The organism is Arthrobacter sp. D3-16 (assembly GCF_054408515.1).
Genome location: NZ_CP096437.1, coordinates 797596 through 822730, shown reverse-complemented (window position 1 = coordinate 822730; position 25135 = coordinate 797596). Strand labels below are relative to the sequence as shown.

Annotated in this window: 23 protein-coding genes; 9 read left to right on the top strand and 14 right to left on the bottom strand. The window is 66.3% G+C overall.

Going from position 1 to position 25135, the window contains the following annotated elements:
- Window positions 1-62: 62 nt before the first annotated feature.
- From M1D32_RS03990 to M1D32_RS03980, 3 genes are all read right to left on the bottom strand, one after another.
- Window positions 63-515: an SseB family protein gene (locus M1D32_RS03990; protein WP_458781048.1), complete on the bottom strand. Its 453-nt coding sequence runs from the start codon at window positions 513-515 to the stop codon at window positions 63-65.
- Between the two features lie 42 nt (window positions 516-557).
- On the bottom strand, window positions 558-3287 hold the full coding sequence (gene topA / locus M1D32_RS03985; protein ID WP_458781047.1) for a type I DNA topoisomerase: 2730 nt from the start codon (window positions 3285-3287) through the stop codon (window positions 558-560).
- Between the two features lie 124 nt (window positions 3288-3411).
- Window positions 3412-5061, bottom strand: a complete 1650-nt coding sequence (locus tag M1D32_RS03980) for a DUF7059 domain-containing protein (RefSeq protein WP_458781046.1) — start codon at window positions 5059-5061, stop codon at window positions 3412-3414.
- A 67-nt stretch (window positions 5062-5128) separates the two neighbouring features.
- Between M1D32_RS03980 and M1D32_RS03975 the strand changes: the two genes are divergently transcribed.
- A complete protein-coding gene (locus tag M1D32_RS03975) occupies window positions 5129-5605 on the top strand; it encodes a hypothetical protein (RefSeq protein WP_458781045.1) in 477 nt (158 codons plus the stop codon).
- Window positions 5606-5643: 38 nt separating this feature from the next.
- The gene (locus M1D32_RS03970; protein ID WP_458781044.1) at window positions 5644-6216 is read left to right on the top strand and encodes a hypothetical protein; all 573 of its coding nucleotides are present in this window, start codon (window positions 5644-5646) and stop codon (window positions 6214-6216) included.
- A 57-nt stretch (window positions 6217-6273) separates the two neighbouring features.
- Here M1D32_RS03970 and trhO read toward each other — a convergent pair whose 3' ends face one another.
- Window positions 6274-7167 carry an oxygen-dependent tRNA uridine(34) hydroxylase TrhO gene (trhO, locus tag M1D32_RS03965; RefSeq protein WP_458781043.1) on the bottom strand — a complete coding sequence of 298 codons (894 nt, stop codon included), beginning with the start codon at window positions 7165-7167 and terminating at the stop codon, window positions 6274-6276.
- A 213-nt stretch (window positions 7168-7380) separates the two neighbouring features.
- Here trhO and M1D32_RS03960 point away from each other — a divergent pair, with 213 nt between their 5' ends.
- Together M1D32_RS03960 and M1D32_RS03955 are read left to right on the top strand one after the other, a co-directional pair.
- Window positions 7381-8073 (top strand): GNAT family N-acetyltransferase, encoded by a 693-nt coding sequence (locus M1D32_RS03960; protein WP_458781042.1) that lies wholly within the window; start codon window positions 7381-7383, stop codon window positions 8071-8073.
- An 84-nt stretch (window positions 8074-8157) separates the two neighbouring features.
- A complete protein-coding gene (locus M1D32_RS03955) occupies window positions 8158-10533 on the top strand; it encodes a DEAD/DEAH box helicase (protein ID WP_458781041.1) in 2376 nt (791 codons plus the stop codon).
- Window positions 10534-10623: 90 nt separating this feature from the next.
- Here the strand turns inward: M1D32_RS03955 and M1D32_RS03950 are convergent, their stop codons facing one another.
- The 7 genes from M1D32_RS03950 to ssd all read right to left on the bottom strand — a co-directional run bounded on the left by M1D32_RS03950 (window position 10624) and on the right by ssd (window position 15898).
- A complete protein-coding gene (locus M1D32_RS03950) occupies window positions 10624-11001 on the bottom strand; it encodes an Rv3654c family TadE-like protein (RefSeq protein ID WP_458781040.1) in 378 nt (125 codons plus the stop codon).
- Entirely contained in the window at window positions 10998-11369 is a 372-nt protein-coding gene (locus M1D32_RS03945; RefSeq protein WP_458781039.1) for a TadE family type IV pilus minor pilin, read from the bottom strand. Before M1D32_RS03945 ends, M1D32_RS03950 begins: the two co-directional genes overlap by 4 nt.
- A gap of 203 nt (window positions 11370-11572) precedes the next feature.
- The gene (locus M1D32_RS03940; protein ID WP_458781038.1) at window positions 11573-11923 is read right to left on the bottom strand and encodes a DUF4244 domain-containing protein; all 351 of its coding nucleotides are present in this window, start codon (window positions 11921-11923) and stop codon (window positions 11573-11575) included.
- 168 nt (window positions 11924-12091) lie between these two features.
- Window positions 12092-12712 (bottom strand): type II secretion system F family protein, encoded by a 621-nt coding sequence (locus tag M1D32_RS03935; protein WP_458781037.1) that lies wholly within the window; start codon window positions 12710-12712, stop codon window positions 12092-12094.
- On the bottom strand, window positions 12709-13383 hold the full coding sequence (locus M1D32_RS03930) for a hypothetical protein (protein ID WP_458781036.1): 675 nt from the start codon (window positions 13381-13383) through the stop codon (window positions 12709-12711). The genes M1D32_RS03935 and M1D32_RS03930 overlap by 4 nt, the downstream gene beginning before the upstream one ends.
- Window positions 13384-13574: 191 nt before the next feature.
- Complete coding sequence (locus tag M1D32_RS03925; protein WP_458781035.1) at window positions 13575-14837, bottom strand: TadA family conjugal transfer-associated ATPase; 1263 nt, start codon at window positions 14835-14837, stop codon at window positions 13575-13577.
- Window positions 14834-15898 (bottom strand): septum site-determining protein Ssd, encoded by a 1065-nt coding sequence (gene ssd, locus M1D32_RS03920; RefSeq protein ID WP_458782097.1) that lies wholly within the window; start codon window positions 15896-15898, stop codon window positions 14834-14836. Before ssd ends, M1D32_RS03925 begins: the two co-directional genes overlap by 4 nt.
- Window positions 15899-16176: 278 nt before the next feature.
- Between ssd and M1D32_RS03915 the strand changes: the two genes are divergently transcribed.
- Both M1D32_RS03915 and M1D32_RS03910 read left to right on the top strand, forming a co-directional pair.
- Window positions 16177-17892 carry a bifunctional 3'-5' exonuclease/DNA polymerase gene (locus M1D32_RS03915; protein ID WP_458781034.1) on the top strand — a complete coding sequence of 572 codons (1716 nt, stop codon included), beginning with the start codon at window positions 16177-16179 and terminating at the stop codon, window positions 17890-17892.
- Window positions 17893-18066: 174 nt separating this feature from the next.
- Window positions 18067-18258 (top strand): YegP family protein, encoded by a 192-nt coding sequence (locus tag M1D32_RS03910; RefSeq protein ID WP_458781033.1) that lies wholly within the window; start codon window positions 18067-18069, stop codon window positions 18256-18258.
- 47 nt (window positions 18259-18305) lie between these two features.
- Here the strand turns inward: M1D32_RS03910 and M1D32_RS03905 are convergent, their stop codons facing one another.
- The 3 genes from M1D32_RS03905 to M1D32_RS03895 all read right to left on the bottom strand — a co-directional run bounded on the left by M1D32_RS03905 (window position 18306) and on the right by M1D32_RS03895 (window position 21217).
- Window positions 18306-18983, bottom strand: a complete 678-nt coding sequence (locus M1D32_RS03905) for an NUDIX hydrolase (RefSeq protein WP_458781032.1) — start codon at window positions 18981-18983, stop codon at window positions 18306-18308.
- Window positions 18980-19774 carry an endonuclease III gene (gene nth, locus M1D32_RS03900; protein WP_458782096.1) on the bottom strand — a complete coding sequence of 265 codons (795 nt, stop codon included), beginning with the start codon at window positions 19772-19774 and terminating at the stop codon, window positions 18980-18982. Before nth ends, M1D32_RS03905 begins: the two co-directional genes overlap by 4 nt.
- A 66-nt stretch (window positions 19775-19840) precedes the next feature.
- A complete protein-coding gene (locus M1D32_RS03895; protein ID WP_458781031.1) occupies window positions 19841-21217 on the bottom strand; it encodes an energy-coupling factor transporter transmembrane component T family protein in 1377 nt (458 codons plus the stop codon).
- Between the two features lie 404 nt (window positions 21218-21621).
- Here M1D32_RS03895 and acs point away from each other — a divergent pair, with 404 nt between their 5' ends.
- The 3 genes from acs (at window position 21622) to aroQ (ending at window position 25110) form a co-directional block, all read left to right on the top strand.
- Window positions 21622-23631, top strand: a complete 2010-nt coding sequence (gene acs, locus M1D32_RS03890; RefSeq protein ID WP_458782095.1) for an acetate--CoA ligase — start codon at window positions 21622-21624, stop codon at window positions 23629-23631.
- Window positions 23632-23721: 90 nt separating this feature from the next.
- On the top strand, window positions 23722-24513 hold the full coding sequence (locus tag M1D32_RS03885) for a DeoR/GlpR family DNA-binding transcription regulator (protein WP_458781030.1): 792 nt from the start codon (window positions 23722-23724) through the stop codon (window positions 24511-24513).
- A 138-nt stretch (window positions 24514-24651) separates the two neighbouring features.
- Window positions 24652-25110, top strand: a complete 459-nt coding sequence (gene aroQ / locus M1D32_RS03880) for a type II 3-dehydroquinate dehydratase (RefSeq protein WP_458781029.1) — start codon at window positions 24652-24654, stop codon at window positions 25108-25110.
- Window positions 25111-25135 lie beyond the last annotated feature (25 nt).

Below are 25135 nucleotides of genomic sequence, written 5' to 3'. Positions count from 1 at the left end.
GTCCTTCCAATCCAACTGGCACGTCATTGATGCGGACTTCCACACGCAGGCCGGGGAGGACGTCAGTTTTCGGTGGGACCGGCCGGGGCGTCATCGGGAAGGTCATCGGCACGCTTGAAGTCGCGCTTGATGTTGGCGACGCCTTCGGGGTTGATCTCGAAGCCGTAGGCCGCGCCCGGGTTGATGACCATGCCCAGCTCATCGCCAATGTTCGCGATAATCGCTGCACCCTGGGTGCCCAGGACGTTGGGAGCTGCCTCCAGGTACTGCTGGTCAACCCGGCTGGGGTGCGAGAACACCGCCAGGACAGGGTCGCCGTCGGCGTTGGCCAGGACCAGCGGCTCCACCTGGGAGTCCTCGCCCTCGATGCCGTCCGAGCTGATGATGTAGACCTCGCTGTTCAGGAAGGACAGGATGACGTCCACGGGACTGGCATCAGGCTGTCCGCCCTTGGCGAGCTTCTCCTCGAGGTCATTCAGCGGAGTCTGGTCGGCGATGCCGGGCTGTTCAGTCATGTACCTACTCGACCACGTTGTGCCGTGCACCGCAATTCGCAGCTACTTCTTTGCCGTGGCCTTTTTCTTGGCCGGAGCCTTGCGGGCGGTGGCAGTGCGCTTGACCGGACCCTTGGCCCGCTTCTCGGCGAGGAGCTCAACCGCCTGTTCCCGTGTGAGTTCCTCCAGGGAGGTAGCCCGCGGGACGGTGATGTTGGTGATGCCGTCAGTGATGTAGGGGCCGAAGCGGCCTTCCTTCACCACAATGTTCTTCTCCGACACCGGGTCCGGGCCGAACTCGGCCAGCGGCGGCACGGCCGCACGGGCGCCGCGCTGCTTGGGCTGGGAATAGATTTCCAGCGCCTGCTCCAGCGTGATGGTGAAGATTTCCTCTTCGGAGCCAATCGACCGGGAGTCCGTCCCCTTCTTCAGGTACGGGCCAAACCGGCCGTTCTGCACCGTGATGAGGTTGCCTTCGGCGTCCTCCCCGAGCACGCGGGGCAGGCTCATCAGCTGCAGCGCCTCGTCGAGGGTTACGGACTCCACTGTCATGGACTTGAAGAGCGAACCCGTCCGAGGCTTGGCCTTCACCGGCTTCTTGGGCGGCTTGGGCTTGCCGTTCTTGTAGTACTCCACCGGCTGGTTGGCGATCTGTTCCTCGGTCATCTCGGGGATGATCTCGGTGACATAGGCGCCGTAGCGGCCGTTCTTGGCAACGATGGTGTGTCCCGTGTGCGGATCCGTGCCCAGGACGCGTTCCTCCGGAGCAGCCGTTTCCATAAGCTCAATGGCTTTGGCGGCCGTCAGTTCATCCGGTGCCAGGTCCTCCGGCACGTTGGCACGCGCCGATTCCACGATCTCCCCAGTCTTCGGGTCGACGGTGGCAGCGGAGCTTTCCAGGTACGGGCCGAACTTGCCAACCCGGAGCGTGATGTCGTCCGTGATGGGAATGGAGTTGATTTCCCGCGCGTCGATCTCACCCAGGTTGTTGACGATACTGAGCAGGCCCGGATCGGAGTCTTCCCCAAAGTAGAAGTGCCGAAGCCAGGAGGCGCCGACGGCCTGGCCGTTGGCGATCTTGTCCAGGTCGCCTTCCATGTCTGCCGTGAATTCGTAGTCGACATAGTCGCTAAAGTGCTGCTCCAGCAGGCGGATCACGGAGAAGGCGATCCAGCTCGGAACCAGGGCAGAGCCTTGTTTCCGCACGTAGCCGCGGTCCTGGATGGTGGAGATGGTGGACGCGTACGTAGACGGCCGGCCGATGCCCTTTTTCTCCAGCTCCGCCGTCAGCGACGCTTCGGTGTAACGCGGCGGCGGCGAGGTCTCGTGGCCCACCGCGACGATCTCGGAAGCAGCGAGGGCGTCGCCCTTGGCCACATTGGGGAGGCGGCGGGCTTCGTCGGAGTCCTCGTCGCCGCGGGTCTCGTCCTTGCCTTCCTCGTAAGCTGCAAGGAAGCCGGGAAAAGTGATCACAGTACCGGACGCGGAGAATTCGGCGTCACGCCCGTCGGAGGCAACCGCACCCAGGCGGATAGTCGCCGTCGAGCCCTTGGCGTCTGCCATCTGGGAGGCGACGGTCCGCTTCCAGATCAATTCGTAGAGCCGGAATTCGTCGCCTGAGAGCTGTTTCGCCACCTGGGCCGGAGTGCGGAAGGAGTCGCCCGCAGGACGGATGGCCTCGTGTGCCTCCTGCGCGTTGGCTGCCTTGCCGGTGTACACACGCGGGGACTGCGGGATGTACTCGGGACCGTACAGTTCGGAGGCCTGGCGCCGGGCAGCCGTCACGGCTTCATCGCTCAGCGCGGAGGAGTCCGTACGCATATAGGTGATGTAGCCGTTTTCGTACAGCCGCTGGGCCACCTGCATGGTGCTCTTGGAGGAGAACCGCAGTTTGCGGCCCGCTTCCTGCTGCAGGGTAGAGGTGGTGAAGGGCGCGGCCGGGCGGCGGGTGTACGGCTTGGTGTCAACGGAGCGGACGCGGAAGTCCGCGTTCTGCAGCCCCGCCGACAGGGACGTCGCCAACTCCTCATTAAGGTGGGCAACATTCCTGGACGTAAGCACGCCGTCGTCGTTGAAGTCGCGGCCGCTGGCCACCTTGGCACCGTCCACGGCGGCCAGCTTGGCCTTGAAGGAACCGGCGTCGGCACCGAACTGCCCGGTGAGGTCCCAGTAGGAGGCGGCCTTGAAGGCCATGCGTTCCCGTTCGCGGTCAACCACCATGCGGGTGACCACGGACTGCACACGGCCGGCGGACAGGCCGCGGGCCACCTTGCGCCACAGCACCGGGGAAATTTCGTAACCGTACAGGCGGTCCAGGACACGGCGGGTTTCCTGGGCATCCACGAGCGCCGAATCAACATCGCGCAGGTTGCCCATGGCGCGCTGGATGGCTTCCTTCGTGATTTCGCCGAAGGTCATCCGGTACACCGGGACCTTGGGCTTGAGCACTTCCAGCAGGTGCCACGCGATGGCCTCGCCCTCGCGGTCCCCATCGGTTGCGAGATAAAGTTCGTCGGCGTCCTTGAGCGCAGCCTTGAGCTCGGTCACCTTTTTCTTTTTGTCCGCGGACACCACGTAGTAGGGCTTGAAGTCGTGGTCAATGTCGACGGCGAACTTGCCTACCGAGGTTTTCTTCAGTTCGGCAGGGAGTTCGGACGGCTGCGGCAGGTCGCGGATGTGACCAATGGAAGCCTCTACGATGAAGCCCTCGCCCAAGTACTTGGCGATGGTCTTGCTCTTGGCCGGAGACTCCACAATCACGAGTTTCTTGCCGGTTTTGGCCTTGCTTGGCACGGTGCTCCTACAGAAAAAGGTTTCTCGGGCAGATGCGCCCATACTGGCCTAGTTCACCATATTTTGAAGAATTGTGCGCATCCATGTGGAAAAGACGGGGGTTCTGCGGACTGCTTTCCGCGCCTCAGTCCGTGGCCGGGATCAGGAAGCCGTCCCGGACCAGGTTGGCCACATCGGCGAGCAAACCGCTCCGGAACGAGCCGGCGTTAAACCCCTCTTCCCCGGCAGCACCGCCGCCCAGCAGCGCCTCCAGTGCGCCGGCAATCTGGCCGGCCGAGAGGTCGCCGTCGCAGGCGGAAATAAAGCCGGCAAGTTCAGTGCTGAGCAGGTTGGTCCGGCGGAGGCCTGCGCCCTGGCGGAGCAGGATCACACCGGGGTGTTCGGCGCCGGGACGCTGGTGCCGTTCCTCGGTGACGTCGTCGGCCACCAGCAGGTGCGCGTCGCTGATATTGTTCGCTGCCAGCCAGTCCTGGCGTTCCAGGGCCGCCCCGAGATGGGGGCCGATCGGCTGCTCAATGGGGTAGGTGATTTCCTCGAACCTTTTGAACGCGGCTTGTCCCGGGGACAGGGGCCGGCGCAGCAGCACCATCCCGAAGCCGATCCCCGCCACGTTCCGGGACTCGAAGTCATCGAGATAGGCCGCGTAGGCGTCACGGTAGTGTTGCCGGTCCCGGCTTTCGGACGCGTCGCGCAGCCATGTTTCGGCGTACTCCTCCGGGCCCACCATCTCCCGCTGGATGAACCAGGCGTCCGTGCCCCCGGGCACCCACCCCTGCGGCCGCTCCTGCCAGGCAGTCCCGGCCGGCACCTCCCAGTTGCCCAGCATTTGTGCAGTACCGCCGGGAGCCAGCACAGCGGGCAGCCCGGCCACGAGGGCTGCCACAATCTCATCGCCCGGGAGGCCGCCGTCGCGGTACGTAAACTGCCCGGACGACTCCTCCCCCGCACTCCGCGGAGTGATGACGAAGGGCGGGTTGGAAACCACCAGGCCAAATTCCTCACCGGCGACGGGCTCCAGGAGCGAGCCAAGGCGCAGGCTCACCCGGTCCGCCAGCCGGGCCGGGTCCACGGACAGCGCCTCGGCGTTAAGGAGGATGTTGAACCGTGTAAAGGCCAGGGCCCGTTCTGAAATGTCCGTGGCCGTAACGTGCTCGCAGTGGTGCAGCAGATGGAAGGCCTGGATGCCGCACCCCGTTCCCAGGTCCAGCGCACGCTTGGTGTGGCGGCGGGACGTTGTCTGCACCAGGGTGGTGGAGGCCTGGCCGATACCGAGGACGTGGTCGTGCCGGAGTACCCCCTCCTGCTGATGCGCCGCAAGGTCGCTGGCCACCCAGAGCTCGGCGCCGCCGCTGCCGTCCTCATTTGCGTCCCAGCCGTAGGGCCGCAGGTCTGCTTTTGCTGCCAAGAGGAACCCCTCGGAAACAGGCTCCACCAGCCCCAGCTTCTGCAGGCCCCCGGCACGGATGCCCGGCAGGGCGGAGTCGAGCGTTTCGCTGTGCTGCGGCTCGGCAAGCAACCAGAGGCGGACGACGGCGGCGAGCGCCTTGGCACGGTCGTCCCGCCGTTCCGCGCGCTCGACAGCCAGTAGGGCGGGGATGATCTGGTCGCGGTTCAGTGCGGCGTAGGCCGATTCGCCGAGGAGCCCTGCGACGCCGTCGAGCGTGTAATCCACCTGGCGAAGGTCCGCGGCAAGGGCCGCCAGGAGCTCGGGGAGGTCGCTGCGTGGAGCGTCGGGGATGTTGCCGGCGGTGAACTCGTATGGGGATTCAGGCACCGCTCAAGTTTAGTCCGGCGCCGGCTGCGGAAACCTGGATGGGCCGTAGACGGGGTAGCGTGGAGGTATGCCAACACCGCCTTCCATCCTTTTGCGCGCCCGGAAACAGCCTGCCAAGCCACGGCACTTCCGCCTTACTGCGTGGGCACTTGCCGGGGTGGCGGCGGCGGCCCTGGCGGGGTGTTCGCCCGTGGTCTCGATCGAGAACGCTGACGTTCCCGGATGGCGCGCCACTGCCCTGCCAACGGCCCCCGGCACCCTGATCGAGGACGCAGGAAAGATCCTCAACCGGGACCGCATTGTTCAGGAGGCGGGTGACGTCCCTGCCGGCCGCTACACCCTGACGGCGACGTGCGAGGGCGGGGGCAAGGCCTTTTTTGCGGTGTCATTGGACGGGGAAGCTGTGGTGGACGCCGGAGCGGCCTGCAACGGAAGCAGGGAGATCACCAGGATCGCGCTGCCGCGGTCGGGGACCCTCGAAATCAGCACCTCCAGCGTGGACGCACCCCTGATCTACGCCTATCACCTGACGCCCTCCGAATAGGTATGGCCCGCAGGGGCGCGCGGGCTTAAAGTCGGACTATGCCCAGTGTGCGGACCACCTCCGCGCCTTCCCCGGGGCGGACAGCCCGGGCGCCGCTGACGCGGAGCCCAGTGGCCGCCGTCGTCATCGGCCTTGTGCTGGCGGCAGGGCCGGCGCTCAGCGGCTGTGAATACACGTACGACGACGGCCGGAACTGGGGCGACGCTGCCGAGGCTGCCGAAACGGTGGCCCCTGCGCCGGTGTTCACCAGGGATCCGTTGCAGCGCGAGCCGGTCAGCGAGGCAGAGCTTGAAGCGTGGATGGCCCGGACCCTGCCCGATACCGGGCACCCGGTGGTCCATGCCGCAGCCGGACTGCTGGCCATGGGCGAGGTGCGGACCGAAACCACTGCCGTAATGGGAACCGGCACCTACGCGCTGGCCCTCACATGCCGAAGCCAGCGGCGGGTGACTTTCACGGTCCGGAGCGATTCACTTACCTTGGTGGAGCTGGGGCTGCGGTGCGGGGTCAACCGTGAAAACGTCATCTATCTCTCCTCCGAGACAGCCTTGAGCATCACAGTGGAGGCCAGGACTTCTGCCAACTACGCCTATCGCCTGCGGCGGCTGTGACGCTCACCTGCACGCTTTGGGCTCGCAGCCGCTGTGGCCAGCCGCGCAGGCGGTGTCCTATGCCGCGCAGCCTTCAGGGCATCGCAGGGTTTCCGGGCTGGAGGCGCACTCGGCACAGTACAGGGTGAGGGTGCGGCAGCTGGGGTTGGAGCAGTTCTCGAACTTGCTGGTGGGCGCCGCACAGCGGGTGCATTGTCCGATGGTTTTGGCGTCCTCGCTGAACTCGAGGTGCATGCGCTTGTCGAACACGTACAGCGAGCCTTCCCACAGGCCCTGGTCCTTGAACGTTTCGCCGTACCGGACGATGCCGCCGTCCAGCTGGTAAACCTCTTTGAAGCCGCGGTTGACCATCAGGCTGGAAAGCACCTCGCAGCGGATGCCGCCGGTGCAGTAGGTGACCACGGGTTTGTCCTTGAGGGAGTCGTACTTGCCGGACTCAAGCTCCTTGATGAAGTCGTGGGTGGTGGCAACGTCGGGGACGATGGCGTCCTTGAAACGGCCGATCTGGGCCTCGAAGGCATTCCTGCCATCAAAAAAGACGACCTCTTCGCCACCCTGCTTCTTGGCGTCAACCAGTTCGTGCAGTTCTTCGGGCTTGAGGTGGGTACCCCCGCCCACCACGCCGTTGGCGTCCACCTTGAGTTCACCGGGCGCGCCGAAGGAGACAATCTCATCGCGCACCTTGACGCTCAGCCGCGGGAAATCCTCGGCGCCGCCGTCGGACCACTTAACGTCGATCCCGTGGAACCCCTTGTACTCACGGGTGGTCTTGACGTACTGCTTGACAGCGCCGATCTTGCCGCCCACGGTGGCGTTGATGCCGTCCTTGGAAATCAGGATGCGGCCGGTGAGTCCGAGCTTCTCGCACAGGGCACGCTGCCAAAGCCGCACCGCATCAGGATCTGCGATGGGGGTAAAGCCGTAAAAGAGCACGATTCGGTTCAAAGCCACGTATTTAAGGGTACCGGCTTCAATTCCGGGAGCCTGCCTGCCGAGTGCTCTGCGTCTGACGGGCGTTCGGCCGGTCGTCAGCGGGGCGTTGGGCGGGTCGTCCGGCATACGTGCGGGGGGTGCGGCGTCCCGACGGATCACAATTGCATAAGCACCGGGCTTCAGCCGGGCCAACCCCTGTTGCTTGTGACCGGGCTGGAATAGTCTCATCCCATGAGCCCGGAAACCATGGTTAACGACATCACTGGCCTTCTCGAAGTATGGGTGGCCGGTTGGGCAGGCTGTCGCGGATACCGGACATCCTCGGAAGGCCGTTTCCCCGCCGCACTCCGGGCTGACACCACCGGGGAATGGGAGTTCTTCGCGTCCGAGCCCACGGACGAGGAGTTTGCGGCCCTGGCGGCAAAGACGGCGGAAGTGCCGGCCAGGGTCCTGACCATCCTGACGAACGACCTCGCCCGGTATTCGGACCTGGCCCGGCAGCATGGGCTGAACGTCACCTCCGACTCCCAGGCCATGATGATTGTGGACATGGAAACCCAGGACGCCGAGGATCCCTGGCTTTCGGACGATGACCTGGCACTGACAACCTCCTCACAGGACGGCGTGCACTACGCGGTTGTCCGGTCCGGGGAGGCTGTGGCTGCCAGTGGCCGCGTTTTTGTGGTGGGCGAAACAGCAGTGTTCGACAAAATCATCACCGAAGCGGCTTTCCAGCGTCGCGGCTTGGGCAGCTTCATCATGCGGGCACTGGCGGCGCAGGCTTTTGAACATGACGTCCACAGCGGCCTTCTGCTGGCATCCCTGGACGGCCAGAAGCTCTATTCCCACCTGGGCTGGACCACGGTCTCACGCGTGCTGATGCTTTCGGCATCCCATGATGGATCCGATCTGTCGCTGAGCTAGCCCGACTCCCGGGACCGCCTTGTCCGGGTTACCCCGAGGGCGAACCGGGCCTGCCGGCCTGGTGCGGGGTGAAAGAATATTGGGGTGAACCCCCATGACTCCCTGATTCCCCTGCTGGGCCGCGGCCCGGACCCGGAACAGCTGCGTCATGTCCGCACCATCCCCGCCCGAGAGGCGGTCCGTGAGCCATGGCCCGATTGGGTTCACCCCGATCTCGTCGCCGCCTATGGCTCGCTCGGCGTCCACGAGCCCTACCGCCACCAGGTTGAAGCAGCGAACATCGCCCACGGCGGGGAACACGTTGTGGTTGCCACCGGTACCGCCTCCGGGAAATCGCTCGCCTATCAGTTGCCGGCACTGGACGCCATCCATCGCTCTGAACTTCGGGTTGTTGCCGATCCAGGAAAGATTCACGACGACGGCGCGGTCACCCTGTACCTGTCCCCCACCAAGGCCCTCGCGGCCGACCAGCTGAACGCCATCAGGGCCCTCAAACTGCCTACCGTCCGGGCGGAAACCTACGACGGCGACACCGACCCGGCGTCCCGGCGCTGGATCCGCGATCACGCCAATTTCATCCTGGCCAACCCGGACATGCTCCACTTTGGCATCCTTCCCAACCACGCCTGGTGGGCAGGATTCTTCCGCCGCCTCCGCTACGTGATCATCGACGAAGCGCACAGCTACCGGGGTGTTTTCGGCTCGCATGTCGCGAACCTCATGCGGCGCCTGCGCCGGATCTGCGCGTACTACGGTGCCGGCACCGCTTTCCCCGAGCCTGTGTTCGTCGCGGCCTCAGCAACCGCTTCCGAGCCCGAGGTCTCCTTCGCCCGCCTGATCGGGGCCCCGGTCAAGGCGGTGTCGGAGGATGGCTCGCCGCACGGTGCCACTACCGTGGCGTTCTGGGAACCTGCCTTGACCGAACTCAAGGGTGAGAACGGTGCCAGGGAGCGGCGCACCGCTGTCGCCGAAACCGCGGACCTGCTCGCGAACCTGGTGTCAGCCCAAGTCCGCACCATAGCCTTCATCAAGTCCCGGCGCGGCGCGGAGACCATCTCCTCCATCACCAAACGCCTCCTGGACGAGGTTGATCCAAGCCTTCCGCAGCGTGTGGCTGCCTACCGTTCCGGCTATCTTCCCGAGGAACGCCGGGCGGTGGAGAAAGCCCTGCGCTCTGGCCGGCTCCTGGGTGTTTCGAGCACCTCCGCGCTGGAGCTGGGGATTGACATCTCCGGGCTGGACGCTGTCCTGGTGGCCGGCTGGCCGGGTACCCGTGCTTCGCTTTTCCAGCAGATTGGGCGGGCGGGCCGGGCGGGGCAGGACGCCATCGCGGCGTTTGTTGCCAGTGACGATCCGCTGGACACGTTCCTGGTGAACCATCCCGAAGCGATCTTCGACGTCTCGGTGGAAGCTACTGTCTTCGACCCGTCAAACCCCTATGTGCTCGGCCCGCATCTCTGCGCGGCGGCAGCCGAACTCCCCCTGGGAGTCGGTGAACTTGAGTTGTTCGGGAGCACGGCGGAAATGCTCCTGGACCGACTGGTGGCCCAAGGCTACCTTCGCCGCCGCCCTGCCGGCTGGTTCTGGACCCATTCCCAGAGTGCCGCCGCAATGGTCAACCTGAGGGCCGACGGGGGCGGGCCGGTAAGCATTGTCGATGCCGATACTGGTTCCCTGCTGGGAACAATGGACTCCCCCCAGACCCACTACCAGGCGCACACGGGTGCCGTCTATATTCACCAGGGCGACAGCTACGTGGTGGAGGATCTCAACGAGGACGACCATTGTGTGGTGGTACGCCGCGCCAATCCCGACTACTACACCACGGCCCGGGATGTGACGCAGATCGAGGTACTGGAAACGCAGCGCACAGCCACGTGGGGTGACGTTTCCCTGCACTTCGGCGACGTCAAGGTCACCACGCAGGTGGTCTCCTTTCAACGCAAAGCCCTGATTTCCAACGAGATCCTCGGCGAGGAACCGCTCGATCTTGGCGCCAGGGAGCTGTTCACCAAGGCCGTGTGGTTCGTGGTGGATAACCGGTCCCTTACTGCTGCCGGGCTGATCGAGGCCCAGTTCCCGGGCGCCCTGCATGCGGCGGAACACGCAGCAATCGGATTGCTTCCCCTGGTGGCCTCCAGTGACCGGTGGGATATTGGCGGTGTATCCACTGCCCTGCATGCCGACACCGGAGTGCCCACCATTTTTGTGTATGACGGGCACCCCGGCGGGGCCGGCTTTGCCGAACGGGGTTTCGACAAGGCGAAGGTGTGGCTGGTCGCGACGCGGGACGCCATCAAGGCCTGCGAGTGCGAATCCGGCTGCCCCTCCTGCGTCCAGTCACCCAAATGCGGGAACAAAAACAACCCACTGGACAAGGCGGCGGCGGTCACCCTGCTCGATGTCCTGCTCAAGGACGCCACCGACGCCAGCGCGATGAGCGTGGACGTCCAGCGCTGACGGTCGCTACGCGCCAGGTCAAACACTCGTCAACAGCCGAGGGGAAGCCGGTCGACGAGGGGAAGCCGGGCGACGAGGGCAGGTTGCGGGCTATGGAGGAGGTCCCGCCCGGGCATGGCCGGTTGCTGCACCAAGGATGGTCCTCTCCGTCAGCTCGGTGCGAACCTCAAGCGTGTGACCCTCCCCCTCCAAGCAGCTAAGCACAGAGGAAGCATGCCGGGCAGCTACCTCGGCAGCCACCGTGCATGGTTCCCCGTCCGTGATGCCCCGCAAGGCGTCGGCCCCGGCGAGCGCAGCAAGATCAGCGGCGGAGGCTGCCCTGCTGGCCATCACGGCCGACTGCGCAAGGAGCAGCAGCAGCGCCATGGCCATCATCACCACCAGGGCCAGTCCTGCGGCCAGGACGGTCCCGGACCCGCGTTCCCGTCTGTCCACAAGGTCCTTCGCCTGTGTGCTGAATGACCTCATCCGGCGCCTCTCCCGGCACCAACAGCCAGCCGCAGATGCAGCTGACCGGCGGCCCCGCCGCCATGGGCGCTCCCGTGGTTCGGCCGGCGCTCACTTGCAGTTGCCGTTTCATTGCGGGTCGAAGCACGGGCAGTGAGCGTCCAGGGAATCGACGCCCCCAGTGGGCCGTCTACCCGGTCCGTGACCGTCACGCTCAGCCACTCCCCGTCTGCTGTGACAACGGCGGAGGCTGACGCCCCGGAGAGGGTCCTGACGATCCTTTCCACCGCGGCGGAATCGTCACCGCGGGCCAACGCCCGGGCGCCGGCCCGTGCTCCCTCTTCCAGGCGCAGCTGGGTAACACCGGCCGCGGCGCCCGCGAGGAGCATGGCCAGCAACAGGATGACGGCAGGCAGGGTTACGGCAAACTCCGCGGTGACTGCCCCGCCGGACCCAAAAGCGTGGCGGCCGCTCTTGCAACGGCAGTGATGTCTTGGCCTGCAGTGCCCAACCGCACCCGAATCTGGCCAGGGACGTCTCCGGCTGTCTGGAGCCGGAGGCAGCCGGAGGGGCAACACGTCCGGTGCACAGGTCAAGGCAGTGCCAGTGCCGTGCGGATCAGGTTCAGCAGGAAGCCCCGTACTTCCTCGCTGCGAAGGATGAAGACCAGGAGCCCGGCGAAGCCAACGGCTGCGAGAGTCGCGATGGCGTACTCAGCGGTGGCCATGCCTGCTTCCGACCCCATCAGCCGGCGCACGCCCGAACGTTGACGCGGGACAGTTGCTTGAGGGTAGAGCTCCACAACGTTGGCCGGCAGGGCTCCGATGCCGGCCTGTTGGGCATACGTGGAACGGCCGCCGGCTAAGCGCCGCCTGGTGTTTGATCGGGATGCTGCGAGTGCTGCAGCTCCGGCAGCGTAGTGGCGGTCCTGGTTGATGGACATGGGCTGTTACCTTTCTGTAGGCCGGCAGGGTTGCCGGCTGCTTCGACTCTTCCGGGCCCGGCTACGGGCGGTAAGCCTCGAGCTGGGGTAAGTGGAAAAGTCAGTCCTGATCCCCGCTGTGGAGGGAAAGAGCGTGTCTTTCGACTCCGGCCGGCACCCGTGTTCCGGCTAGGATCCGGACGGCACCAGGGCAAGCAGGACGGGCACGACGCCCAGGCAAATGAAGGCCGGAAGCGAACACAGGCCCAGTGGGACCACCAGCTTCACGCCCAGCGAGGCCGCCCGCTTTTCAGCAGCACGAAACCGTTCGCGGCGGAGCCTGGCAGCCTGCGCATAGAGAATGGCGGAGGACGGCGCACCTGTGAGTGCTGCGAACCCCAGCGCGTCCCGCAGCTCCAGGATCTCGGGAAGCCGGACAGCCGAGCTGCGCCACGCAGTTTCCCAATCCGCTCCAATAGCGAGCGCTGAAACAACCGGCCGGAGGGAATCCCTGTACTGGGTGGAGGCAGAGGCCGACACGAGTTCGAGGGAACGCCCAATGCCGGACCCGGCGTCCAGCATGGCGGCCACAAGTTCGAGCATCATGGCGGTGTCCCGCAGGCCATCGGGACCAGCTCTGTTCCGCGGCCGTCCATCCTCACCCGGCGGAGCGGTTGCCGGACCGCGCAGGGCAGCCGATGGCAGGTTTATGAGCCTCTTCCGTGGGTTGCCTTTGCCAGGACACAGGAGCCACGATGCCGCGGCCATGGCAAGGAAGAGCACAATTGCCAAAACAGCATTTTCGGTCATGGCACTCCCGCGCCGGCGGCCGCTGCCACCAGTTTTGCGGACCACACCCTGCCCGCTACGGTCAGGGCAATCCCGGCGGCAAGTGCCGCGAGCCCCAGCGGAGTGCCCAGCAGGATGGCCAGCGGGTCCACACCCAGGGCCATTCCCAGGCCCAGCCCCATGAGCGGAAGCCAGGTCAACAGGCTGACTGTGGCCTTGGGTCCTGCCAGTGCTGTCTGGCGGGCTGCGTCGGCGTCGTCCTCCACTTCGAGCTGCGAAGCGAACCTGGTGAGTACGTCAGCCAAGGGGCAGCCGCTGGCTTCTGCGATGTCAAAGCATGCGGCCAGTTCCGACCAGATCCGGAGTTCCCTGCCGCGCCGCGGGAAGGCTGCAGGCAAGGAGCGGCGGATGGCGTCCGAAACCGGAGTCCCGGTGCTGGCGGCCGCACGGGCTGCAGCAAGCACCGCGGCTGACCCACCGCTCAGGCCACTGGCCGGCAGCCCTCCCGTTTCTCCATGCAAGCGCCCGGGCGCTGACAAGGATGGAGCCCCGGAACCATAACCGGCCCCAGTCAAGACCGCGACCCCGGGTCCCGTGGCAGATCCATACAGAAACCACAGTTCGTCCCAGAGGCGGGCGGGCGTCCGCCCGCCTTTAAGCAGGGCGGCCAGTTGCTGAACCACGAGAGTCATGGGTACCGCGGAACCAGATATCGCGGCTTCCTTGGCGCCGGGCCTGATCCTCCCGGACAGGCGGCCCAATAGACTGCCTTTTGCTGCTGGGTCAAAGCCGCCGGCTGTGCGGCGAAGCCTCGCTGCCGCGCCCCGGGGCGGACGAAGAACCAAGACCGCAGCCAGCATCAGGACGGCTGCAAGATAACCGGTCACAGGGGGTTCCCCGGTTCAAGTCCGAGCCGGCCGGCGAGGGAGGGCCATGCCGGACCCGGTACGGGCGTCCCCTCCGTTACTTCCAGTGCGGACAGCACCCGAAGGCCGGTGGGGCCGTCGGCAATGACTCCGATGCACGACACTTCCCTGCCGCGGATGGTCCTGTCGACGTGGATTACGACGTCAAGGGCACTTGCCGCCTGAAGCTGAACACCTTCCGGACTCAGCCCGGCGAGCGCGCCAAGCGCCGTGAGCCTTGCGGGAACGGCCGAAGCAGTATTCGCGTGGATGGTTGCACCCCCGCCGCTGTGGCCTGTGTTCATTGCCGTCAGTAATTCGCGTACCTCGGCGCCGCGGCACTCACCTACCACCAGCCGGTCCGGCCGCATGCGCAGTGCCTGCCGGACAAGCTCGCCCAAGCTCACTTCCCCGCCGCCTTCAAGGTTTCCATGCCGGGATTCGAGGCAGACCACATGCGGATGGACGGGGTTCAGCTCCGACGCATCCTCAATGAGGACCAGCCGCTCCTCCGGGGCACAGAGACCGAGCAAGGTAGACAGCAGGGTGGTCTTGCCGGAACCGGTGGCACCGCTGATCAGAAAGCTCAGCCGGAGTTCCAGCACCTTTGCCAGCACTTCCTTCACGAGGGGGCCGAACATGCCGGCAGCCTGCAACTCGTCCAGGGTGAAGACCCGCTCGCGACGGATCCTGATGCTGAGCAGCGTTCCCGCTGTGGACACCGGCGGGAGCACGGCATGGACGCGGTAGCCGCCTGGCAGCCGCACATCCACGCAAGGTGATCCGTCGTCCAGGCGGCGCCCTCCTGCCGCCACCAGCCTGCAGGCAAGCGCCCGCAACTGTGTCTCGTCGGCGAATGCCACAGCGACGCGTTCAATGCCCCGGCCGCGGTCCACCCAGACGGAATCCGGAGTATTTACGAAGATGTCCGTAACTGCCGGATCCCGGGTGAGCTCCTGCAGCGGTCCCAGCCCGTTCAGCTCCGCACTGATCCGCTCCACCGCCGCGAGAGACCCCGCGGTGCCCAGCAACTTGCCGGTAGCCTGCACGGCGGCTGCCACCCGGGAGGGGGTCACCGCCCCGGCATCAGCCATCATGGACTCACGGACCGATTCCAGCAGTCCCGTGTCCACCGGAAGGCGGGCATCCCGGCGCGGATCACGGCGCTGGCTTTCAATGTTTCGGGCTCGCCGCCGCAATCCGTCCACCGGCCCCGCATAGGGGGAAGGTTGCTGCTTCATCCGAACTCGCCTGCCGGCAAGTCGTCCCCGAGGGAGTCCAGCACGGAGGCAGCAAAATGCCGGACTTTCCGCCGCTTGCCGAGGTCCAGGAGGCGGCCGGACTCCGTGGCCGCACTGACACCGCGAAGCTCAGGAACGCGTCCCTGCACGGGAAGCCCGATGGCCTCGGAAATGAGGGATCCGTCCAGTGCCGCCCCCGGCCTGCCCCGCACCAGAAGCGCAGCTTCAATCGGTGGGAACTCCTGAAGCAGGCGTACGGCTGCCACCGCGGCCTTCAGCTGCGCGGGTACCACCATCATGATGCGGTCGCAGTCCCATGCATAGGACTGCAACGGTCCGGTTCCCCTGCCAACGTCCACGACAACCAGCTCGTACCCCCGGCGCGCGGCATCCAGAACCCCTGCGGTGGTAGCAGCCGCCACCGGAACGGGTTGTTCCCGGCTGGCAGGCCAGGAAAGGAACGAGAATCCCCCCGAGACCGGAAGCGAGTCAGACAGTTGGCCGGGATCGATGCTGCCACGGGCTTCAGAAAGATCAGGCCAACGCAGGCCCGGCGTCTCTTCCGCAGCGATGGCCAGTTCCAGCCCGCCGCCCCACGGGTCGCCGTCAACGAGCAGCACCCGGGCACCCATCCCGGCGGCCGCCTGGGCTATCCAGATGGCCGCGGTGGTGGCTCCGGCCCCGCCGCACCCGCCGGTGACGCCCAGGATGAGTCCGCCAGGGCCCGGGGATCGGGAGCGGCTCAGGTGATCGGCCAGCCAGGCAGCGGCGTCCGGCAGCACGGCAACCCTCTCCGCGCCGAGGGCCGCAGCCAGGTGCCACAGGCTGTCACCCTCACCATCGAGTCCCACGAGGACGGCTGGTGCCCGCCGCCGGGGCGGCAGTTCACGGACGTCACTCCCCACCAGGGCTGCCGCTGCACCGTCCCAGTACCTGCCGGCTTCAAGTGCATCGGCCACAACGCGAAGGTGGGCTCCGGCAGCGGCCACAATGCGCTCCACTTCGGCCCGCAGGAAGGCGGAGGAGGTAACCAGGAGCACTTCCTCCGCACCGTCCGGCAACCAGGCTCCGTCATCCCCGCCCTGGTCCCCGCCGAAACCCACCCCCTCCGGCAGTGCCGCAGGAAGCTCACCGGCAATCCGCCGGGACGGGGGCGCGGACCGGGCGGGATCAACGTGGGACGGGGTCAGCTGGTGCCTGCTCATGAAGCCACTGTCCCCCCACGAACCGGAAGGGATAAGGGGAGCACGTCCGTATGTGAACAACGCGGCTGGCAACAGCCCTGTGCAGGAAGAGTCGTGCGGCATCAGGACTTTCGAAGACAGGGCAGAATTGGATCATGTACCTCCTGCTGGCCGCCCACCCCCAGGGCGCGGTCCTGCAGGAACTCACGCAGGCCGGCCAACCCCATCCGTCCAACCCCGAACCCCGGCCTGTCGGCGCAAGTGAACTGGCCGCCGTCGTACGCCATCTGGAACGCCGGGCCCGGGGCGGGCAGCCTCCCCGCTGGATCTGGCACCGGACCCAGGACTGGTACCCGTCCCTGCTGGCGGCCGGAGTGGAACTGGACCGGTGCTACGACCTGAGTCTGTGCGGAAATATTCTTGCCCACTCGCAGTTCACCGCCCACACTGACTACGCCGTGAACTCGGACAAGGTCACGCTTGATGACCCACAGCAGCCGCCCCGGGTCCTGCAGCCGCCTCCGCCGCCACCGGAACAGGACGCGCTTTTCGATGCGGACACTGGCTTCAGCCCCCGGCACACCATTGAGGACCTCCGGGAGGAATACGCCGCACAACAGGTAGCCCTGGCGTCCGTGAGCCTTGAGGAGAACAAACGCAACCGGCTGCAGCTTCTTCTGGCCGCCGAATCCGCCAGCGCCATGGTCGCCGCTGAAATGCAGCATGCCGGGGTCCCCTGGCGGGAGGACCTGCATGAGGAGATCCTGGCCGATTATCTCGGCCCCCGCCCGCCCGTTGGCCACCGGCCGGCAAAACTGGAGGCGTTGAACCTCGAATTGCGCGGCCTCCTGAACGCGCCCACCCTGAATCCGGATTCCCCGCAGGACCTGATGCGTGCCCTGCACCGGAACGGGATCGAGGTGAAAAGCACCCGGCAGTGGGAGCTGAAGGAATCGAACCACCCCGCCATCGCCCCGCTCCTGGCCTACAAGAAGCTTTCGCGGCTGCACGCAGCCAACGGCTGGGCCTGGCTTGATGCCTGGGTGGCCGGCGGCCGGTTCCGCCCTGAATATGTGGTGGGCGGCGTCGTTTCGGGCCGCTGGGCGTCCAGGGGCGGCGGCGCCCTGCAGATTCCGCGCCAGATCCGTGGCGCCGTCCACGCCGACCCCGGGTACAAACTGATCGTCGCGGACGCCTCCCAGCTCGAGCCCCGGGTGCTGGTGGCCCTGGCCAAGGACTCAATAATGGCGGAGGCCGCCCGGGACCAGGACCTCTACGCAGGCATTGCCGCCAAGGGGTTCGGTGGCGACCGCGCCAAAGCGAAAATGGCGCTGCTGGGAGCCATGTACGGAGCCACCTCCGGTGAAGCAGGGCGGCTTATGCCACAGCTCGCTAAAACCTACCCCCGGGCTGTGGACTTCGTGGAACGGGCCGCCCGCGCTGGTGAGTCCGGCGGAGCGGTCAGCACCCGTCTAGGCCGCAGCAGCCCGCCGCCGTCGGGCCGGTGGTTCCAGAGCCAGCGCTCGTCGTCGGCCGAGGAGCAGCGCCGGGCGGAATCGATCGCACGTTCCAGGGGACGTTTCACGCGCAATTTCGTGGTCCAGGGCTCGGCGGCGGACTGGGCCGCGTGCTGGCTCGCGGAATTACGACGGCGGCTGCGTACCTTGCACGCGGAAGGTTCCGGCAGGGCGGAACTCGTCTTCTTCCTCCACGACGAGGTGATGGTCCATGCGCCTGAGCACTTGGTCGGTGCAGGCATCAGGGCAATCGAGGACGCCGCCAACGCCGCCAAGGAACTGCTGTTCGGACCTATTCCCGTGGAGTTTCCCGTGAGCGTCGCAGTGGTTGATTCGTACGACCATGCAAAGTAGGACTCCTCCCGGGTGCTACCCAAAGGGGCCCGCACCGCGACATTTGTCGAGAAATGTAACCTACCCGGCAGTAGCTCGCCGGGCTGCCGTGACGCGGGTTACAGTCTTGTGGTGACTGAAACAGATCGGTCCAAAGGTTGATGCAACGACGCACACCAAGGGGAGGTCCGGCATATGGCGGGCAGGTTTGAAATACATCGGGTAGGGGACGAGTCGTACCGGCTTAGGCTGACGGACGCGGACGGCAACATCGTTGCCGTTTCACCAAACTTCAAGTCCCTCAACACCTTAATTGAGGGCATCAACGCCATGCGGGAGAATGCGGCCACAGGCATCGTGGTGGATCTCCGCCACCAGCAGGCCTGACACCAGCGGGGATGCAGGCCGGGCGGGGCGAACCCAGGCAGGCAGAGTCAGACGCCCATGGGGTGGACCCGGCTCCGGTCCCAGGGCACAGCCCAGCCGAGCTGTTCAAAGAGTCCGTTCAGGACTATTCCGGTAAAACCCCAGACCACCACACCGTTGACGGTGAAAGCCGGGCTGTCAAAAGTACGCCCGGCCCGGTGGACCGTGGCCATAACCCTGTTGTCCGGGTCCAGCAGGTCCCGGACGGGGACCCGGAACACCTGGGCGGATTCAGCGTAGTCCACCACCCGGACCGGTGACGGCGACCGCCACCACCCCAGCACGGGAGTGACGAGGAAGTTGCTGTGCGCAAGGCCGAGCTCCTGGAGGGTGCCAAGGACTTCAACACCCGTTGAGTCCAGGCCTGTTTCCTCCTCCGCTTCACGTAAAGCTGCCTGTACCGGCGTTTCCCGCCCGTCAATGCTGCCGCCCGGGAAAGCCATCTGCCCGGGATGGGAACCCAGTGTGTGGGCGCGCTCCAGCAGCAGGACATCAAGGTCTGCCGGTGCCAGCGGTTTCCCGGAGACAGCCGGAACATCATCCAGCGCACCGAAAAGCATCAGGACGGCAGCCCTGCGCGCCCGTTTTGCATCTACGGTGAGGGCCGCCCACAGGGGATCGGGGGAGGTAGAAGATCCGGCCTCTGCCCTGCGCGCCAACCCGATCAGGTCCTCGCGGGCGCTCATGGTGTCCTCTTTTGGGATGCCATCCTGATTTCGGCTGCCCGATGCGTCTCAGCCAGCAGTTGTGCCAGCAGGGCTTCATTTCCCGGTGCCAGTTCGTACTTCAGCAGCTTGGCCGCCTTGACGGGATCTGTTTCGCCCAAGCCGTAACTGGGGCACCAGTTGGCGACCGGGCACGCCCCGCACGCCGGCTTCCGGGAATGGCACACCCGCCGCCCATGGAACACCACCCGGTGGGAGAGCATGGTCCAGTCCCGTTTCTCGAAAAGCTCGGAGACGTCGTACTCGATCTTGACCGGGTCCTCCGACTGCGTCCAGCCGAACCTTCGCGCGAGGCGGCCGAAGTGGGTGTCCACCGTGATGCCGGGGACGCCAAAGGCGTTGCCCAGCACCACGTTGGCAGTTTTCCGCCCCACGCCCGGCAATGTCACGAGGTCCTCCAGCCGTCCCGGGACCACGCCGTCATACTCATCCACCAGCCTGGTGCACAGTGCGACGAGGCTCCGTGTCTTGGCCCGGAAGAAGCCGGTGGGCTTGATGATGTCCTCGATCGCTGCCGGATCGGCTTCGGCCATGGAGCGCGGGTCCGGATAGCGGGCGAACAGCAGCGGCGTGATCTGGTTGACGGTGACGTCGGTGGTTTGCGCCGACAGAACGGTGGCCACCAGCAGTTCAAACGGGTTGCGGAAATCGAGCTCCGCATGGGCATAGGGATACTTCTCGGCCAACGCCTTGTTGATGCGCCTCGCCCGGCGCTTCAGCCCCAGCATGGACTCCTGGGACACTACGGGCATGCCTGCAGCCTGGCCGGCGGGTGCTGCCACTCCGCCGGCCTTGGATGCCCGGGGCGGGGCCATCTGTTAGCCGCGCTCGATATTGCTGAGGTCGCGCAGCACGCCCAGCCGTCCGTCGGTGTGCTGGACCAGGAACTCATGCCCGCGGTCCTCGAGGGCAAGCACCCAGCCGCCCGGTTCAATGACAAACGCCGGCGCCCCGGTGCGGGGGTCGAAGGCGGTCCGGTGCTGGGCCACAGCAAACCAAAAAGCCTCGTGGATGGGCTGTTCCCCTGATTCCTCAGGCCGGTTCGCCGGGTCCACTGTTGCCCCGATGGGCTCCTCGGTACGGACCTGCTGGTGCACGGCCGTAGCGGCGGGCGGTTCCCACGTACCTTGGGCCGCCGAACCAGCGGGGGCGCCGCCGTCATGATGCGGAGCGGCAGAGGAACCACTTGCGCCGCTGCCCCTTACGGGCACATCCCCGAACTGCGTCTCTTCGGCGGCGGGCGCCGAGGCGGGGCGTACGACGTCGGCTGCCTGGGTTGGCGGACCGGCATCACCTTCCGGAGCCCGATCGGAAACTTCTGGGGCGGTGGACACGGGTCCATCGGCTGCAGGCCCGCCCGCCGCAGGAACGCCTGCGGCCGGGACAGCAGCAGTGGCAGGTGAAGGGGACGCGGCGGCGGCAGGAACCGCGGCGGTCGCCGGCGTCTGGTGCGGGGCTCCGCCCTGGACTGCGGAAGAGCCGGCCCCGGCACCGCCAAACAGCTTGCCGCCGGCAGCTCCGAGCAGCTTCCCTCCCCCAAGTTTGGACCCGGAGGCTGCATCGCTCGAGCCTGCCATGCCGGCTGCGGCCTTCGGCGCTGTGGGCACCTTCGGCTTCTGCACGGGAACGGCAGCTTCACGGGCCACCACGTGGGCGGGGCTTTCCGCACGGCCCTGGAAATCTGCCGAGACGAACGGAAGGAAGCGTCCCAGGACGGTCGCGGCGAACAGTATTACTGCGCCGATCAGGCCCACCAGGAGGCTGGGAACGTACGCTCCGGCTACGGAGAGGAAGAAGAAGGCGACGGCAAACGAGGCCACCACGGACGCGAACTGGTCGACGGACAGCGAACCGATCCGGACCTTTGTGCCGGGCGCCAGCCTCCGCGCGGCGAAGAGTGCGGTCACTGCCAACGGCAGGACGATGCCCAGTCCCAGGAAGAAGAGGTTGTTGAGGTTCCAGAGGTTGTAGCGGCCGCCGAACATGGGGAGCAGCGAAGCGACAAACAGGATGACGGTAGCCGCAAACACGGCCAGGTCCCGGATGGTGAAAGGACCAAGCACCGCCTCGGTGGCGTTTGCGCCCTTGACTCCTGTGGTGGCCTCCCGTCCTGCCCCGGCAGCCGGAGTGGTGGCGGCCCCTGAGCCTGCCTCTGTGTCGGGGCCGGTTTTCTGGCCGAAGCTCTGCTGGTTCATTCTGTTCTCCTTAGCGTGGCGGCACCGGGGCTGTGGCCCGAAACCGTGCCGTCGTACAGCGGTTCCGGCCCGTCCCGGGCTCTTAGGAAGCCAGGGAAGGACGGTCCGCAGTGAAGTCACAATCCCATCTCAGCCTAGTCAACAGCCCTACTGATCACTAGCTGGGCGCGACGCCGGACGGGCGCCGGGGACTGGGCATGGAACCATTCATCGCTTAATAAATGCCGTTCGCGGGCTCGTCTGTGACACCGCACACATCCGCTGCCGCCACGCATTAGTCTTGATTCCGGAACAGCTCTTTGCGGAAGACCCGTGACCAGCCGGTGCCCGACGTCGTGCAGGCGGCGGAGCCCGGCGGGCCGCGGATCTCCGCGCAGCAAAGATCGATGAATGATGAGGTTCACATGTCCCAGGACACTTCAAGCAGCACCGCCACCGCGCACTCAGGTTCCGGGCAGGGCGGCCAGCAGGGCGATGCCTTTGAAAACCTGCTTCACGAAACCAGGGCGTTTCCGCCGTCCCCCGAGTTCGCCGCTGACGCCGTTGTCACCGCCGCGGAATACCAGGAAGCGGACGCCGACCGGCCGGCTTTTTGGGCGAAGCAGGCGCGAGAGCTGCTGACCTGGAGCAAGGACTTTGACCAGGCGCTGGACTGGTCGAACCCGCCGTTCGCCAAGTGGTTCGTGGGCGGGGAAGTCAATGCCGCCTACAACGCGCTGGACCGGCATGTGGAGGCCGGACGCGGTGACCGGGTGGCCATCCATTTCGAGGGCGAACCCGGCGACACCCGTACCTACACCTACGCGCACCTGACCGAAGAGGTGAAGAAGGCTGCAAACGCTTTCGAATCCCTCGGCGTGGCCAAGGGCGACCGGGTGGCGGTGTACCTGCCGATGATTCCCGAAGCGGTCATCACCCTGCTGGCGTGCGCCCGGATCGGCGCGGTGCACTCCGTGGTGTTCGGCGGTTTTTCCGCCGATGCGCTGCGCTCCCGCATCGAGGACGCCGAGGCCAAGCTGGTGGTAACCGCGGACGGCACGTACCGCCGAGGCAAGCCCAGCGCCCTCAAAACAGCCGTTGACGACGCCCTTGCCAACGACGGACACACCGTCCAGAACGTGGTGGTGGTCAAGCGCAACGGCCAGGACGTGGACTGGCACGAGGGCCGGGACCACTGGTGGGCGGACACCGTAGACGCAGCCTCCACCGAGCACACCGCGGTGGGCCACGATTCGGAGCATCCGCTGTTCATCCTCTACACCTCCGGCACCACCGGCAGGCCCAAGGGAATCCTGCACACCACCGGCGGGTACCTCACCCAGTGCGCCTACACCCACAAGGCGGTGTTCGACCTGCACCCGGACACGGACGTGTACTGGTGCACGGCCGACGTCGGCTGGGTCACCGGCCACTCCTACGTCACCTATGCACCGCTCATCAACGGTGCCACCCAGGTGATGTACGAAGGCACCCCGGACTCCCCGCACCAGGGCCGCTGGTGGGAAATCATCGAAAAGTACAAGGTCTCCATCCTCTACACCGCCCCCACCGCCATCCGGACGTTTATGAAATGGGGCCGGGAGATCCCGGACAAGTACGACCTGTCCTCCCTCCGGGTCCTCGGCTCCGTGGGCGAACCCATCAACCCCGAGGCGTGGATGTGGTACCGGAAGGTCATCGGTGGGGACCGGACCCCCATCGTGGACACCTGGTGGCAGACCGAAACCGGCGCGCAGATGATCGCCCCGCTGCCCGGAGTCACGGCCACCAAGCCAGGATCCGCCCAGGTCCCGCTGCCCGGCATCGCCGTGGACGTAGTGGACGAGATGGGCGAATCCGTGCCCGACGGGCACGGTGGCTTCCTGGTGATCCGCGAACCGTGGCCGGCCATGCTGCGCGGCATCTGGGGTGACCCGGAACGGTTCAAGGACACCTACTGGTCCCGCTTCGAAAGCATGTACTTCGCCGGGGACGGCGCCAAGAAGGACGAGGACGGCGACATCTGGCTCCTGGGCCGGGTGGATGACGTGATGAACGTTTCCGGGCACCGGCTTTCCACCACGGAAATCGAATCCGCCCTGGTATCCCACCCCGCCGTGGCAGAGGCCGCCGTTGTGGGTGCAGCGGACGAGACCACCGGCCAGGCCGTCGTCGCGTTTGTCATCCTCCGCGGGGACGCGGTCGATTCCGGCGATGAGATCGTTCAGGAACTCCGGAACCACGTGGGCAAGGAAATCGGCCCCATCGCCAAGCCGAAGAACATCCTGGTGGTCCCGGAACTGCCCAAGACGCGGTCCGGCAAGATCATGCGCCGCCTGCTCAAGGACGTCGCAGAAGGCCGCGACCCCGGCGACGCCACCACCCTGTCCGACCCCACGATCATGCAGCAGATCGCTACGTCCCTCCGTAAGTAAGAAACGACGGCGGCGCCGGCCACCCTGGTGGGCGGCGCCGTCGCCGTATGCTGGGAGCAGACTTGTCCCCCGCCCCGAAGGATCGCCCAGATGCTCGCCGTCGCCCGCCACCAGGCTATTTTGGACGCTCTTCAGCGGGAACGGGTTGTCCGGGTCTCGGACCTTGCCCACCAGCTGGGGGTATCCCTCATGACCGTGCGGCGCGACATCGAGGTGCTGGAGGAGGGCGGCCGTCTCGAACGCATCCACGGCGGCGCGAAGATTCCGGGCGACACCAGTACCCATGAGCCTGGCTTCGACCTCAAGTCCACGCAGCTGACTGCCGAGAAGCGGGCCATCGCGGTGGAAGCTGCAAGGCTGGTCCAGGAAGGCATGGCCGTGGGCCTCAGCGCGGGAACCACCACCTGGGCGCTGGCCAAGGAACTCACCAACGGGCCCAGGATCACCGTGGTCACCAACTCGGTGCGCATCGCCGACCTGTTCCACCACGGCGCCTCCGCCGGTTCCGCCCGCTTCGCCTCCCCGGTGATCCTGATCGGCGGCGAGCGCACGCCGTCGGACGCGTTAGTGGGACCCATCGCAACCGCCGCGCTGAAGCAGCTGCACCTCGACGTGCTGTTCCTGGGCGTTCACGGCATGGACGCCGAAGCCGGATTCACGACGCCCAACTTACTGGAGGCAGAAACGGACCGGGCCTTCGTGGCGGCCGCCCGCAAAACGGTGGTCCTGGCGGACCACACCAAGTGGGGACTGCTGGGCATCAGTTCCATCGCCTCGCTGGAGGAAGTGGACGAGGTCATCAGCGATCCCGGTCTTGGTGCCGAGGCACAGCGGATCCTCGAGGAGCACGTGGGCCGGCTGCGGCTCGCCGCCCTTGAGTAGCACGCCCCCGCCAGGGGCAGTGTTCGCCCTGGTCAGCACACGCACCGCGTTCGCCGAGCAGCCCGGCAGGTCACCATCCCAGGGCACGGGAACCGAGAGAATGCGCGGCAGTCCAGCGCAGGCGATAGATTTGCACGCATGACCGAACCCACTTCATCAATCAGCCGCGGCACCATCCTGGTAATCAACGGGCCAAACCTGAACCTGCTGGGCACCCGCGAACCGGAAAAGTACGGTACGTCTACCCTGGCTGACGTGGAGGAACTCGCCGCCCGGACTGCAGAGGCACATGGGTTCGTGGCCGAGTGCGTCCAGTCGAACCACGAGGGCGTCCTGCTGGACACGATCCATGCGGCCCGTGGCAACGCCGCTGGCATTGTCCTCAACGCCGGAGCCTTCACGCACACTTCCGTTGCCCTGCGGGATGCCCTTGCCGCCGTGCAGCTGCCGGCAGTGGAAGTGCACATCACCAACGTGCACCAGCGCGAGGAGTTCCGGCATCACTCGTTCCTGTCGCCGGTGTGCTCCGCGGTGATCGTGGGCGCAGGCGTATTCGGCTACAAACTGGCCATCGACTACCTGGCTGAGGTCCTCTAGGATTCCTGCCGTTGCCAATTCCGGA

Bases quoted from the DNA above. Each gene is read 5' to 3' on its own strand.
- M1D32_RS03990 (WP_458781048.1), bottom strand. From the start codon at position 515: ATGACTGAACAGCCCGGCATCGCCGACCAGACTCCGCTGAATGACCTC.
- M1D32_RS03975 (WP_458781045.1), top strand. From the start codon at position 5,129: ATGCCAACACCGCCTTCCATCCTTTTGCGCGCCCGGAAACAGCCTGCC.
- M1D32_RS03970 (WP_458781044.1), top strand. From the start codon at position 5,644: ATGCCCAGTGTGCGGACCACCTCCGCGCCTTCCCCGGGGCGGACAGCC.
- M1D32_RS03960 (WP_458781042.1), top strand. From the start codon at position 7,381: ATGAGCCCGGAAACCATGGTTAACGACATCACTGGCCTTCTCGAAGTA.
- M1D32_RS03950 (WP_458781040.1), bottom strand. From the start codon at position 11,001: ATGAGGTCATTCAGCACACAGGCGAAGGACCTTGTGGACAGACGGGAA.
- M1D32_RS03945 (WP_458781039.1), bottom strand. From the start codon at position 11,369: ATGCTCCTCGCGGGCGCCGCGGCCGGTGTTACCCAGCTGCGCCTGGAA.
- M1D32_RS03940 (WP_458781038.1), bottom strand. From the start codon at position 11,923: ATGTCCATCAACCAGGACCGCCACTACGCTGCCGGAGCTGCAGCACTC.
- M1D32_RS03935 (WP_458781037.1), bottom strand. From the start codon at position 12,712: ATGACCGAAAATGCTGTTTTGGCAATTGTGCTCTTCCTTGCCATGGCC.
- M1D32_RS03930 (WP_458781036.1), bottom strand. From the start codon at position 13,383: ATGACTCTCGTGGTTCAGCAACTGGCCGCCCTGCTTAAAGGCGGGCGG.
- M1D32_RS03925 (WP_458781035.1), bottom strand. From the start codon at position 14,837: ATGAAGCAGCAACCTTCCCCCTATGCGGGGCCGGTGGACGGATTGCGG.
- M1D32_RS03915 (WP_458781034.1), top strand. From the start codon at position 16,177: ATGTACCTCCTGCTGGCCGCCCACCCCCAGGGCGCGGTCCTGCAGGAA.
- M1D32_RS03910 (WP_458781033.1), top strand. From the start codon at position 18,067: ATGGCGGGCAGGTTTGAAATACATCGGGTAGGGGACGAGTCGTACCGG.
- M1D32_RS03905 (WP_458781032.1), bottom strand. From the start codon at position 18,983: ATGAGCGCCCGCGAGGACCTGATCGGGTTGGCGCGCAGGGCAGAGGCC.
- nth (WP_458782096.1), bottom strand. From the start codon at position 19,774: ATGCCCGTAGTGTCCCAGGAGTCCATGCTGGGGCTGAAGCGCCGGGCG.
- M1D32_RS03895 (WP_458781031.1), bottom strand. From the start codon at position 21,217: ATGAACCAGCAGAGCTTCGGCCAGAAAACCGGCCCCGACACAGAGGCA.
- acs (WP_458782095.1), top strand. From the start codon at position 21,622: ATGTCCCAGGACACTTCAAGCAGCACCGCCACCGCGCACTCAGGTTCC.
- M1D32_RS03885 (WP_458781030.1), top strand. From the start codon at position 23,722: ATGCTCGCCGTCGCCCGCCACCAGGCTATTTTGGACGCTCTTCAGCGG.
- aroQ (WP_458781029.1), top strand. From the start codon at position 24,652: ATGACCGAACCCACTTCATCAATCAGCCGCGGCACCATCCTGGTAATC.